The sequence below is a fragment of the Methanomassiliicoccus sp. genome, assembly GCA_012719175.1.
GTDB lineage: Archaea > Thermoplasmatota > Thermoplasmata > Methanomassiliicoccales > Methanomassiliicoccaceae > UBA6.
Genome location: JAAYAX010000010.1, coordinates 1 through 12,020, shown reverse-complemented (window position 1 = coordinate 12,020; position 12,020 = coordinate 1). Strand labels below are relative to the sequence as shown.

Below are 12,020 nucleotides of genomic sequence, written 5' to 3'. Positions count from 1 at the left end.
GGAGGGATTGGAGTTCCTTGCCGACACCGTGATCAAGCTGGCGAAGGCCGAGGGGCTGCATGCGCACGCGCGCTCGGTGAGCATACGCCGTCAATCCGATGAAGGATAGAGATGTGCGAGGTAATGTTGATCGCTCGTGCGAGGTGGATCCCATGGAAATGAGCGGCAGGTACGAGTGGACAAGGCCCAAGGCCTGGAAGATGGACTGGGAGCTGCGCAGGGAAAGCGAAACGGTTGCGACCTTATCATCGCCAGCATTCTTCGGTACCTCCATGAGAGGCTCCTTCGGAGGAACGGACTACGTGCTCCGCAAGGGTGGCCTGCGTGTCCCAGGAGCGGCCATGAACATCGTTGGTGAAAAGGAAGACCTCGCCGTTCTATCCATCGACTCACTGGGCAAGGGGACCATCTCGTACAAGGGGACGCCTGACCTCAGCTGGGAGCGTACAGGTCAGGGGGAGGACTGGATCGTAATGGAGGAAGGTAAAGGAACATTGTTCACGGTCCACCGGGACGTAAAGAGCAGGCGCCCCCGAGGAGTGGTCACGATCGAGCAAGGTCATCCCGCTCTGGGTCCCATTATCCTCCTCTCCTGGTTCATGATCTCGGCGACCGATCCCTGACATTCCTCGCATCTCGTCCTCCGGTCAGCATCCTTCATCCAGGAGTGCCTCAGGAAATCAAAACCGCCACCTGACGGTGGAAGGATTATATCATGGGAGGATAGTGGAATCTCATTGAACGTCTCGAACGGAGAAAAACAGGATACGAAGGCACCTGCAGCGACGTCTGCAGATGGAGGGACGGAAACCTCATCCTACAGGCCGCCCCTCATCTCCCTGGACCGCTATATCGGGGAGAGGGTCATGATATTCTCGCCGCATCCAGAGGATGACACCCTGGGATGTGGAGGCACGACCCGGCTCCTGTTTGAGAGTGGATGCAACATACTTGCGATATACATGACCGATGGACGCTTCGGCTGCCCCACCATGAGTCCCGAGGAGACAGCCTCCATCAGAAGATTGGAATCGGTCAACTCCGCCACGGTACTTGGCATAGCGAACCTGCAGTTCATGAACCGTCCAGAAGGAGGCCTGCGCTGCGACCGCATCACCATAAAGGAGGCCAGGGAGGCGATGCAGGCCTATAACCCCAGCCTGGTGTTGGTCCCCGATCCTGACGCAGGCCATCCTGACCATCGCGCGGCGTACGAAATCGTCCTTGCCGCCACTGCCGGAGAGGCGGTGGAGGTGCTGCGGTTCGGCGTACACAACGCAGTGCGCCCGGACGTGGTGGTGGACATAACCAAGACCATGGCGTACAAGGAGAAGGCTATGCGGGAGCACCGTACCCAGCAGGACCGCGAGGACTACGTGTCCAAGGTCATGGGCCTCAATGCATACTTGTCGATAGGACGCGGTCCCGAGGTGCAGTTCTGCGAGGCCTTCTCCCGGCCGCAGGGGAACGACCAGTAGCAACGGTGCGATGGCGAGCCGTATTAATACGCTCGTCACATCTCCAGATGATCATGGACCATAGACGATCCTGGAACGAGAACTACTCCCGACCAGATCCCATGTGGAAGGGACCCCCCGGCCCTGCATCCTCCGAGGTCAGCGGAACGGTCCTGGAGCTGGGATGCGGAAACGGCAAGACCGCGAGGGCCCTCGTTCGGAGCGCTGAACGGGTAGTGGGACTGGACTTCTCCCGACCGGGCCTCGATCGTTGCCGTGCCGATGTTCGCTCTGGAAAGCTGGATCTCGTGGAGGGCGATGTCCGCCATCTGCCCTTTTCCGACCACCGCTTCGACCATGTGTTTGCAGTGCACGTCCTGGGGCATCTTGTAGCTGAGGACATGGGGAAGGCAGTAGGGGAGATCGAGAGGGTAACGGTCCCCGGAGGCAAGGTCGTCGTGAGGACCTTCTCGTGCCGGGACATGCGGGCGGGGAAGGGAGAGGAGGTTGAACCTGGCTCATACATAAGAGGGAACGGCATCCTCACCCACTACTTTGAGCGTAGCGAGCTCTCTCAACTGATGGGTAGCTTCCTGGAGGTCTCCCTCGAGGAAATAGTGCAGAAGAAGAGGTACCGTGGATCAGAGCATGTCCGGGCCGAATGGGTAGGGGTCTATCAGACCGTTCTGCCCATGTGTTGAACCGAATTACTGTTGGTACGGTATACCATGGGACCGGTCCGCATGAGGAACGGGGCCAGGGTACGCGGCCTCATCTCTGCCAACATCTTCTTTGCAATGGAGTAGGTGTTCTCGAAAACGCTCAGCCCGCATAGGCGGTTGATCACCCTGATGCTCTCGCAGCGGGAGAATAATCCCAGGTGCTCCTCCACCCTTTCGCTATCCCCCAGACCGTTGTCCAACTTTATGATCTCAGAGTAGCCGTTCTCTTGCAGAAGGGAACGCGCGCACCGACTCATCCGCCTCCTGCCCAGATGCTCATGGGCCTTATACCAATCCTCCACGTAACCCGGTGTTAGGAAAAAGGTGTCGGGATTACGGGACAGAGTTTTCCGGTATTCGGCTTGGCCTCCCATGTTCGCCGCCATGCAATCATCTACAACATCACCGGCGACATCGGTGAGGACCATCAGGGGCACCCTGACATCCTCCTCCAGATCATCGAGGCGGTCGAATGCCCCGTTGCATCGGCCATAGAAGCACAGGCACAGTCCCGAGTGCTCCGCCATGTTGGCTATGGAAAAGTTCACTTTTTTCCTCTGGTCCAATGCATTCTTGCAGCTGGAGGCATCGTTCAGCCAGATCAGAACTGAAAAGCGGTCTTGGATGCTTGCTCGGTGCATCTCACCGGGATCAATGATCTCGGTCTCGATATCTTGCTTCTTCAGCATCCCACTGAGGAGGCGCCCCTCATCATTGTCGATTATGAACGCACGGGATAGGTCCTTGTCCCTAGACAGGATATAGCTCAGCTCGTCAGCTAGAACGACACAGCCTACTATTGATAATACGTTCCCGAGCGCCATGTCGCACCAAGACCTTCTAGGATGTAAATAACATATTTTATTAACTGTCCGAATATTTTAAACAATCTCAATGCCAACCCAGTCTCATTTTTTTATGATCTTTCTCTCTTTTCCCGGTATCTTGCGCAACTTGCCGTTATCCATCGCCCATTGATAGTTCTCCCTTTCCGAGGGCGCCACCAGTACCCTTTCTCCCACCGAGTACTTCTTCTTGGAGACCCATTCCGTGAACCCTGACACCACCTTGTAGACCTCGGCCTCCTCGACCACGTCCTTCCCGACCCTCACGCCCTTGTACTGGGAGTAGCTTCCGTGGAAGACTGTCAAGGCACCCTGGCGCAGCTCCGCGACCTCGCTGCATACCGAGTCCAGGAGGTATCGGTCATGGGTGACGATGATGAACGTTCCGGGAAACTCCGCCAGGGCCATCTCCACCGCATGCTTGGCCATGAGGTCGAGGTAGTTGGTGGGCTCGTCCAGGACGAGGAAGTTCAGGTCCGATGAGAGCAACAGCGCCAGTGCCACCCTGGCCCTCTCCCCTCCGGAGAGGGTGCCAATGGGCCGCTCCGCGTCCTTCTGGTCCAGCTGGAAACGGTAGAGGTATGCCCTTGCCCGGGCTCGTGCCTCCCCCTCCAGGGACTTGTTGATCTGCTCCAACGAGGTCAGCTTGGGGTCCATGAGGTCCTGGCCCTGGGCGTAGTACCCTATGCTGGCCCCGGGAGCGACCCACAGGTCCCCCCTCGCCGGCAGCTCCCCCAGCAAGGCCATGATGAGCGTGGTCTTCCCGGCACCGTTGGGCCCGAACAGACCGATCTTGTCCCCCTTGTCCACGTCTAGGTCCAGGTCCTTGAAGATGACCTTCCCGCCCCGGGTCACCTTGAGGCGTCTGGCGATGACCACGTTCTTCCCGGATTTCTGAGCCGTGCTGATATCGAGGGTGAGGTCCTTCTTCTTGTCCGGGGCCTCCTTCACCTCCATCCGCTCGAGCATTTTCAGCCGGGTCTTGTGGGTGGAGGAGAACCACAGCAAGCGGTGCTGCTCATCGGCGATCCGTGCCTGCCGGTCCCTCTCCCTCGCGTTCTTCTCGAACTCCTTGCGCTGCCTTTCCAGCTCAATAGCCTTCTTGTCCACGAACTGTGAGTAGTTGCCCTGGTAATCACGTAGCTTGGCGTTTTCCAGCTCATAGACCCGCGTTACGGTGCGGTCCAGGAAGTAGCGGTCGTGAGAAACGATGAGCACAGCCCCCTTGAACGCGAGAAGGTAGTCCTCTAGCCACTCCACAGCGTCGATGTCCAGATGATTGGTGGGCTCATCAAGTATCAGCAGGTCGGCCTTCTCCGCCTGTGACAGCACCTTGGCCAACATGACCTTGGTCCTCTCCCCCCCGCTGAGCTCACCTACCTTTCCCTTGAGCTTATCCTCGATGCCGAACTCGCGCATATGTTCGAGCGCCCTCTCGGCATCGCTCATGCCCTGGCGGCCCGCCTCTTCCTGGAGCCTCGCATACTCCAGGGATATCTCGTTCCAGTCCATTCCCCGCGGCAGCTCACCGGATGTCATTATGGACTCCAGCTCTTCGATGCGGACCTGGGCCTCGGTGCGCTGCCCCTCGCTCAAGGTATCACCCACAGTGGTGTCGGCATCGAAGGAGGGGAATTGGGCAAGGTAGACCATCTTGTTGGTCTTCAACGTGAGCTCACCGGTATCCACCCTCTCCACCCCCGTGATGATCTTCAACAAGGTGGTCTTTCCCGCCCCGTTGGGGCCGACGAGGGCTATACGATCGTTGTCATTGATCTGCATGGAGACGTTCTTCAGGATATCCTTGGGACCGAAGGCCTTGGAGACACCTTCCAGGCGGACGAGCATGCCTCCACCTATATTGGCATCGCCCATAAGCTTTGCTTTTCCTGTTCAGGGCTGGAGAGCAGCCACATCGAGGGCGTACCCTTGTGAACAAAGTTAGGTCCTGAAAGGGGAATCGAAGAATCTCCTGCAGCACTGCTGCCAGCAGCCCTCGGAGGCAGCACGATGCCCCCATCGTAGGAAAGGCCAGCAATAATAATGATAGGACCGAAAGCGTAAAATCGCACTTCAATATTCGATGGGCCGAGGAACATGAAGATAAAGCGTTGTGATATCTATGCCCACGTGAAGAGCTATGAGGGAAGGACCGATATGGACGGCTTCCTCGGGTTCATAGACTCTCCCATACGGGACCTGAGGGTCATCAGGCTTCCGGAAGGCCGCATCCGGCTGAAGTACATCGATTCCAACAACAACATACAGAGGGTCGATGTCGGCCCGGACGAGGATGAGGAGATCGAGTTCCCCTGCTGCTAGGGGCAGCTCAGGGTGGGGCTTCGCCTCCTACCGTCCCTACCACTCGGGCTATCGAGGGATGGCATGACTCGCAGAAGGCCCGCATTCGCATCATGAGCTCTCGGAACTTTGGCTCCGACCTCCACTTCCTTATCCTCTCCTCGCTCTCGAACGGCCAGAAGCAGTAGAACAGCCGAGGCTCGTCCACGTCCTGGACCAGCGTACCCATGGACTCCCCGGCGGTCAGCTCGGTGGTCCACTGGGCAAAATCGTTCCAGGTGGAGACGAACTCGTTCTCCCGCCCCGGCTTGATCATCCAGGCTCCGATCGAGTAGTACTTCCTCTCTGTGAGGGTCCTCAACATAGGTGCCTCCATCACGTTCCAACCTCCTGATTTCATCTGTGCTGGCCGGTAATATTTCTATGTAATATCGTTTAGTCTAGGGCCGATGAGGTGATCGCTGCCCGCAAGGTGCTTCTATATTCTACGCTCTACCCTCATCTCCGTCTTTGAACGAGTTCGAACCGTGAGCGAGGACCGTGGTCCAGCGATCATGGGAGCTCCATCCCCCTTCGGCACCGCTTTGCACCTCCAGCAAACAAAGAGCCTCTCGTTTGGGTACGAGCCTAGGTCGATGGTGCTTCCTTAACTAGAAGGAGCGTGGGGCCGCTCATTGACCCCTACCTTCATCATGCTTGGCGCGTTCTCTGATTGAGCATCATGAAGAAGAATCTTCCAGGTGAGGTAGAGGCTAGGTTGAAAGAGATCGAGAACGCCCCCTATGCCATCGCTTTGAAGATGGAGACCGTGTCCGTAGGCGACGGTGAGGCAGTGGTGCGTATGTCCATAAAAGGGATGACCAATGCCCTGGGGAACGGACATGGAGGAGCGGTATACTCGCTGGCGGACCAGGCCTTCGCGCTGGCGGCCAACAGCGAAGGGGACCCCCAGGTGGCCCTGACGGTGAGCATAAGCTACCTGAAGCCGGCCCGGGGGGACCTCGTGGCCACGGCCCGCAAGGTGGGCGAGAGCCGTACCACCGGAGTATATGAGGTCCTGGTCCATGACGGTGAGCAGTTGGTGGCCATTTTTCAAGGCATAGGGTACAGGCTACGAAAGAGGGAGAACAGGTGAGGGCTACAGCTCCGCCTTCCTGTCCGCAAGCCTAGTCTCATAGCGCCGCACCGGTCGGAACAGGTTATCGTTCTCCTTGGAGATGATCGCTCCACCCTGGACCAGCCGCGTTATGGAATCCCTGATCTCGTCCGCGGTGACCTTGCGCCGCAGCGCCTTCTTGAGTCCAGTGAAGGACACGTAATCCAATCCCACCTCGTTCACGCCGCGGTGGATCTCCCGCAGTACCTCCATATCGTGGGGTCCCTGCCTCTCATGCCCGTAAGGGGCCCGGTACTCGTCCCCCACTCTCGAGGAGCCTCCGGGGCGCACATAGTTGATGCGGAGGTCCGCAAAGAACCGGTACAGCTCGCGGAACCACTGGCGGCTCTGGGACAGCATGTCCTCGTCCAGACGGTCCCTTCGGTACAGCCTGCAGAGGGCCATGGCGATCTTGGCCAGGGCGTCCTGGTCGAAGCTGATGTTGTAGCCGGCCAGGGATGGGTCCGACTCCTCGAGTATGGAACCCATCATCTTCTCGATCTGCACCAGCATGGGCTCGCTGACCACCGGTCGCAGGGCCAGGCCGTAGAGCTGGAACTCCAGGACATCAGGGTCAGGGTCCCTGCTCACCGGCCGGTAGGAGGCGTTGTAAATGATCGTGGGGACATGCTGCGGGAGGGGATGATGCGATGGGTCGACCATCTTCAGGTAGTTGTAGGACGCTTCCTCCACCTCGCCGGACACTACCCTTTTGCGCAAGGAGGTCAGGTCCGCGGGCGTGGACAGGAAGTCCATCTCGTAGCGGGGGTGAGGCCGCGTGAACTCCAGGGGCAGGTTGACCTCGATGGAGCGGCGCAGGTCATCGAGGGCCTTCGACGCTCCTGAGAGATCGAAGGACTGAGAGCCAATGCCGCCTGGCCCCATCGCCGTCCGGGGGCAGGAGAGGAGCTGCAGGGCGATGGACTTGTCCAGGTGGTCCTCGTCCCCATCCTTCCAGTTCATTATGACGCGGTGCAGGAAATCATCGGTGTCCAGGTATGGTCGGGGCATGGGAAGCGAGAGAACGCGGGCGCTCTGGACATCATACACTTTCTCATAATCATCGGCCAACGCCGAGCCCCTGGCGAGCGAGCGAACATCATATAGCGGACGCTCCACGATCAGCTCCACCAGCTCCTCCTCGTCGAGGACCACGTCCTCGGGCAGCACGTATGTCCGGGTGGGGTCAGGGGGGAGGAAGGGGCTCTTACGCAGCTGTACCTGGCGCCGTCCCACATATCGGACCCACCCAGCATGCTCTGAGGCAGCGAGCACCTCCCTTTCGAACCCGGCCCAGGGGCCGATCGTCCGGCCCTTCAAGGACACCTGCGCCATGCTACCGTTATTTCACACAACCCCTTATAACGGTTGGCAGGGTCCAGGAGTCAACCAACGATATTTGGCCGCATCAAAGTCCTTCGTGGAACGAATGCTCAATGAACATGAGAGCGAGGATGAGGATCGTCTGGGTGGAACACAGGACCGTTTTATTTAACTACAGAGATGCATGAACGATGAGGTTGAAGTATGGACGAACCTATCACATGGGACCTATCACAGCTTGTCACCGACACCAATACCAATGCTATAGTCGCCAGCCTGGAGAAGCTGGTCGAAGATACGCGTCAGTTCAGGGAGAGATACCAGGGCAAGATCTCAGGTCTGGACCCCCAAGGCCTTCTGAGGTTCCTGGGGGAGAGGGACGCCCTGTACGTTCGGCACGAGGGGAACGCCATGTTCTGCCAGCTAGCATACTCCGCCGATTCCACGGACCCGGTGTCCAAGAGGCTCAATGATGCCGTCAGGAACGCCGGGACCCGGGCTGGCCAGGAGATGGCATTCTCCGATATCGAGCTGGGAGAGCTGATAAAAGGGAGGCCGCAGCTGGTGGACGATCCCGTGCTCACGGAGTACCACCACTACCTGGAAAAGGTCCTGGCGAGGGTGCCCCACCTGCTCTCCGAGGCCGAGGAGCGTCTTGTGATCACCAAGGACCAGAACGGGGTGGATGCGTGGTCCCAGCTGCAGCAGGACTGGCTTTCAACACGCATGTTCCGAATAGAGGTGGATGGCAGCGTCAAGGACCTAGCTTACGGCGAGATCATCAGCTTCTACTCGGACCCCGACCGCAGGAAGAGGAGGGATGCCAATAGCACAGTGTACACGGAACTGGGCAAGGATGAGATACTCTGGGCATCGGCCCTGCGCTCGATATGCTCCGACCACCTGCACATGTGCGAATGGCGTAAGTACGGGGATCCGGTCCATCCCAGTCTGCTCGACAACGATGTGGAGGAAGCGGCCATAGAGGCGTTGATGAGCGTCATGCGGAAGAACGTTATGGTATACCGCCGCTATCTGAAGCTCAAGGCCAGGCTCATGGGCCTGGAGAAGCTTGGCAACTGGGACATTTCCTCCCCTCTTCCCAACGCACCGGACAAGAGGTACGACTGGGGATCCGCCCGACGCACGGTCACGGCCGCATACTCCGCCTTCGATGAACAGTATACCGTATGGGTGGGCGAGATGTACGACCGCAGACACATCGATGCGCAGCCTCGCAAGGGGAAGGCCAGCGGGGCCTTCTGCAGCTACTGGTACTCAGGAAAGAGCGCCTATGTGCTACAAACCTTCAACGGCAGGAGGAGCGACGTCTACACCCAGGCGCATGAGCTGGGGCACGCCATCCATGGTTATTTGGCCTCACGCGCGCAGAACCTCAGCAACTTCAGCGCCGGGTCCTGCATCGCCGAGACCAGCTCCATCTTCGGAGAGCTCCTGCTCACCGATCAGCTCCTGAAGGAGTCCACATCGGACGTGGAGCGCCTGGCGGTCCTTGATACTGTGTGGGAGGAGTTCGGTATGGCCGCCTTCCAGGTCAGCGCCCGCTACCACTTCGAAAAGAGCCTGTACGATGCTATAAAGAACGGGACCTTCCTGGACGGGGAAACGGTGGCGGCATTGTGGACCAAAGCGCGCGATGACGTTTACGGGGATGCTGTGGAATGGCTGCCAGAGATGAAGTGGGAGTGGACGATGAAGATGCATTACTACATCCCCAACTACCGTTTCTACAACTATCCATACGTTTTCGCGCAGCTGTTCGTTTTCGCCCTCTACAGGGTGTACAAGGAGCAGGGGAGGGAGTTCGTACCCAAGATGAAGGCTTTGTTAGCATCTGGATCGAGCCGCTCCCCGGCCCAGCTTGCAGAGTCCCAGGGCTTCGACATAACCTCTGAGGAGTTCTGGCAAAAGGGGATCGACCAGGCCGAGGAGTTCCTGCAGATGATGGAAAGGTTCGCCGGGGACAGGTGAGCTCCACCTGTGCCTAAGTATAGTGCTGGTAGGAGATGTTAACGGAGGTGCATCAGCGGCGTTCGCCGAGGACCCCTGTGAGCTCCTGGTCCAGCCTCTTCAGGGCGAGACGGACCGGTGCCGGGGGGCGGACCTCTAATGCCAGAGCGTCCTTGGGGCATAGGTGAGTGCATCTAGTGCACCCCCGGCAGGCCCTCTCATCGACCTTGGCCTTCCTATCCACCACTGAGATGGCACCCACGCGGCAGAATCCCTTGCGGACGCATGACCCGCATCCATTGCACCTCTCATGTCTAACTAGTATACGGACCCCTGGGATCCGAACATGCTTCACCATCAGCTGCTTGCTGAACCTGGCGGCCGTCCGACCCAGGTTCTCGATGGGGTTATGATATGTGGGGGAGTTGCTCATGGAGTTATTCACCGTGGTAGGTCACGGTCCTCAGGACCGCGATCGTTCCCCTTTCAAGGGAAAGGTCATAATAAGGTTTCCTAAATACCATGCGTCCAGCTTGATTAATGCCTTTGTCCGTGGTTGTCCTTCGGGAGAGGGAGCTACCAGGGCATTGCTGATGCCCATCCCCGAGAGGTCTGTAAGAGCATGATCTGAAAGGAGTCTTACTCACCCGGAGCTGTCTCCATGACAATGCCTGTAGTTGGCATCAAGTCACGGTGGAAGTTCGTAACGATCGCGACGCCCCCTATATCCTAAGGTTCGTCCGGGTGAGGATCTCGATCCCCCCGGATGTCCAGGTGCGGGACGGTCGGTGTTACCTTTGCACAAATGCAAAGAAAGGCCAAAAAGTCGACCGAATGGAAAAGTCGAAGGTAACGGTATAAAATATTTTGACATACAATAGTAACTGCGATAAATGGACAGGATGTTTGAGATCTTGAGCAAAGGAGATAGGTTGTCCCTTGTAGGTCCATGGCCTGGATCTAACTTGAAAAGAGTGATAGCGTGAGCTGCTCAATATCACCCCGCAGCCCTAAGGTCGTGCGGTGGCAGCAAAAATTGGACAACGAGCGGAGATCTAACACAGGAAAGGGGACGTTGGGTTTATGAGGATCCTCCTTGTCGAAGACAATATGGGTGATGCCAAACTGATAAGCATCCTGGTGGAGACATCGACGGTACCGATAGTCATCGAGCACGTGTGTGACGGGGAGAAGGCACTCTACTATCTGGAGTCAGTAGGCGAGGACCACACACCGGACCTGATCCTTCTGGACCTAAAGATGCCACGCATGGATGGGTTCGAATTCCTGAAGATTCGCATGAACAACCCTGAGCTCTCAGCGATCCCTACCATCGTCCTGACGGGTTCCGATGCCATGAACGATAAAGAACTGGCCATGAGCTTGGGGGCTGACATGTACATGATCAAACCCTCATGCATGGACGAAGCTGAGACCCTCGTACCTTCCCTTCTATCGTTCATGAGCTCCAGGTCCCTGGGGTATGCCGACGAGGGCAATGGGATCGATGGGTCCATGGGCTAAGTTCTTGATGTAATCCGCCCCTCGCGCTCCTTGAACATCTCAATCGCCCACAGATGTGCTGGGGTCACCTCAATTTCTGCCATTTTCATCTTTGTCGGTCTCACGGATATGAGGTAGGATATCCCTTTTTACAGGCAGTTGTTCGAGATCTTCCCTTACTAGGAGGGCTCCTCATGTTCGGGCGCACCACGTCCTTCGATGCCCCGTCATCGGTCAAGTGACCAGTGCCCAAATATGTAGTACTTCTCGATATTCTCTTCTTAATCGGAGATGATGTAGATGGCCATCCAGTTGTTTTATAAACTTGTTACTTTCTAAGTTTGTATTTAAGTACTTATCGAAAATGATAATCGTGTATCCCGTGAGCAGTGAATAACTGATTTATACTTACACTTGAAGAAAGACCGGGGAGGTGAGGACTAGTGTATGTGAAATGCCCCATATGCGAAACGCGAGTGGAAACGGAACACATGGAGGAGCTGACAGAGGTGCTCCGGGGCCATATGGCCGGAGTGCATGACATGAAGGTGCCCGAGCTTCCCCTAAAACATGAGGAGTACTGTGAGGGAGGTACGCCGGAGGAAAGGGCCGTGGAAACGTTCAGCGGTACCGATACCTCAAAGCTGACAGGAAAAGCTCAGAGGGAAGTGGAGAGCGTCACCCAGTTCCAGGAACCACGTACGGGTGAGACCGCGGAGGAAAGAGCGGTCAGGACGTTCTC

At 57.5% G+C, this 12,020-nt stretch carries 14 protein-coding genes; 9 read left to right on the top strand and 5 right to left on the bottom strand.

Annotated elements, in window-relative coordinates:
- The 4 genes from GXX95_07770 to GXX95_07755 all read left to right on the top strand — a co-directional run.
- Window positions 1–109, top strand: a 109-nt coding sequence (locus tag GXX95_07770; GenBank protein NLT38039.1) for a histidinol dehydrogenase, incomplete at its 5' end; no start/stop codon positions are given.
- Between the two features lie 43 nt (window positions 110–152).
- Window positions 153–623, top strand: a complete 471-nt coding sequence (locus tag GXX95_07765; protein ID NLT38038.1) for a hypothetical protein — start codon at window positions 153–155, stop codon at window positions 621–623.
- A gap of 114 nt (window positions 624–737) precedes the next feature.
- Entirely contained in the window at window positions 738–1,478 is a 741-nt protein-coding gene (locus tag GXX95_07760; GenBank protein ID NLT38037.1) for a PIG-L family deacetylase, read from the top strand.
- Between the two features lie 53 nt (window positions 1,479–1,531).
- The gene (locus GXX95_07755; GenBank protein NLT38036.1) at window positions 1,532–2,158 is read left to right on the top strand and encodes a class I SAM-dependent methyltransferase; all 627 of its coding nucleotides are present in this window, start codon (window positions 1,532–1,534) and stop codon (window positions 2,156–2,158) included.
- Here GXX95_07755 and GXX95_07750 read toward each other — a convergent pair.
- A complete protein-coding gene (locus GXX95_07750) occupies window positions 2,134–3,003 on the bottom strand; it encodes a DUF1638 domain-containing protein (GenBank protein NLT38035.1) in 870 nt (289 codons plus the stop codon). The genes GXX95_07755 and GXX95_07750 overlap by 25 nt on opposite strands.
- An 84-nt stretch (window positions 3,004–3,087) precedes the next feature.
- The gene (locus GXX95_07745; GenBank protein NLT38034.1) at window positions 3,088–4,899 is read right to left on the bottom strand and encodes an ABC-F family ATP-binding cassette domain-containing protein; all 1,812 of its coding nucleotides are present in this window, start codon (window positions 4,897–4,899) and stop codon (window positions 3,088–3,090) included.
- A 222-nt stretch (window positions 4,900–5,121) separates the two neighbouring features.
- On the opposite strand from GXX95_07745, the gene GXX95_07740 reads away from it, so the two are divergent.
- Complete coding sequence (locus GXX95_07740) at window positions 5,122–5,346, top strand: hypothetical protein (protein ID NLT38033.1); 225 nt, start codon at window positions 5,122–5,124, stop codon at window positions 5,344–5,346.
- Window positions 5,347–5,353: 7 nt separating this feature from the next.
- On the opposite strand, the gene GXX95_07735 is transcribed toward GXX95_07740, so the two are convergent.
- Window positions 5,354–5,701 carry a hypothetical protein gene (locus GXX95_07735; GenBank protein NLT38032.1) on the bottom strand — a complete coding sequence of 116 codons (348 nt, stop codon included), beginning with the start codon at window positions 5,699–5,701 and terminating at the stop codon, window positions 5,354–5,356.
- Window positions 5,702–6,046: 345 nt separating this feature from the next.
- Here GXX95_07735 and GXX95_07730 point away from each other — a divergent pair, with 345 nt between their 5' ends.
- On the top strand, window positions 6,047–6,460 hold the full coding sequence (locus GXX95_07730) for a hotdog fold thioesterase (GenBank protein ID NLT38031.1): 414 nt from the start codon (window positions 6,047–6,049) through the stop codon (window positions 6,458–6,460).
- A gap of 3 nt (window positions 6,461–6,463) precedes the next feature.
- On the opposite strand, the gene GXX95_07725 is transcribed toward GXX95_07730, so the two are convergent.
- The gene (locus GXX95_07725) at window positions 6,464–7,801 is read right to left on the bottom strand and encodes a hypothetical protein (protein ID NLT38030.1); all 1,338 of its coding nucleotides are present in this window, start codon (window positions 7,799–7,801) and stop codon (window positions 6,464–6,466) included.
- 207 nt (window positions 7,802–8,008) lie between these two features.
- Between GXX95_07725 and GXX95_07720 the strand changes: the two genes are divergently transcribed.
- Window positions 8,009–9,796: a M3 family oligoendopeptidase gene (locus GXX95_07720; protein NLT38029.1), complete on the top strand. Its 1,788-nt coding sequence runs from the start codon at window positions 8,009–8,011 to the stop codon at window positions 9,794–9,796.
- A gap of 52 nt (window positions 9,797–9,848) precedes the next feature.
- Here GXX95_07720 and GXX95_07715 read toward each other — a convergent pair whose 3' ends face one another.
- The gene (locus GXX95_07715; GenBank protein ID NLT38028.1) at window positions 9,849–10,208 is read right to left on the bottom strand and encodes a hypothetical protein; all 360 of its coding nucleotides are present in this window, start codon (window positions 10,206–10,208) and stop codon (window positions 9,849–9,851) included.
- A gap of 650 nt (window positions 10,209–10,858) precedes the next feature.
- On the opposite strand from GXX95_07715, the gene GXX95_07710 reads away from it, so the two are divergent.
- Both GXX95_07710 and GXX95_07705 read left to right on the top strand, forming a co-directional pair.
- A complete protein-coding gene (locus tag GXX95_07710) occupies window positions 10,859–11,299 on the top strand; it encodes a response regulator (GenBank protein ID NLT38027.1) in 441 nt (146 codons plus the stop codon).
- 455 nt (window positions 11,300–11,754) lie between these two features.
- On the top strand, window positions 11,755–12,020 hold a 266-nt coding region (locus GXX95_07705), incomplete at its 3' end, for a hypothetical protein (protein NLT38026.1).

Bases quoted from the DNA above. Each gene is read 5' to 3' on its own strand.
- GXX95_07710 (NLT38027.1), top strand. From the start codon at position 10,859: ATGAGGATCCTCCTTGTCGAAGACAATATGGGTGATGCCAAACTGATA.
- GXX95_07765 (NLT38038.1), top strand. From the start codon at position 153: ATGGAAATGAGCGGCAGGTACGAGTGGACAAGGCCCAAGGCCTGGAAG.
- GXX95_07745 (NLT38034.1), bottom strand. From the start codon at position 4,899: ATGGGCGATGCCAATATAGGTGGAGGCATGCTCGTCCGCCTGGAAGGT.
- GXX95_07755 (NLT38036.1), top strand. From the start codon at position 1,532: ATGGACCATAGACGATCCTGGAACGAGAACTACTCCCGACCAGATCCC.
- GXX95_07750 (NLT38035.1), bottom strand. From the start codon at position 3,003: ATGGCGCTCGGGAACGTATTATCAATAGTAGGCTGTGTCGTTCTAGCT.
- GXX95_07740 (NLT38033.1), top strand. From the start codon at position 5,122: ATGAAGATAAAGCGTTGTGATATCTATGCCCACGTGAAGAGCTATGAG.
- GXX95_07720 (NLT38029.1), top strand. From the start codon at position 8,009: ATGGACGAACCTATCACATGGGACCTATCACAGCTTGTCACCGACACC.
- GXX95_07735 (NLT38032.1), bottom strand. From the start codon at position 5,701: ATGGAGGCACCTATGTTGAGGACCCTCACAGAGAGGAAGTACTACTCG.
- GXX95_07730 (NLT38031.1), top strand. From the start codon at position 6,047: ATGAAGAAGAATCTTCCAGGTGAGGTAGAGGCTAGGTTGAAAGAGATC.
- GXX95_07715 (NLT38028.1), bottom strand. From the start codon at position 10,208: ATGAGCAACTCCCCCACATATCATAACCCCATCGAGAACCTGGGTCGG.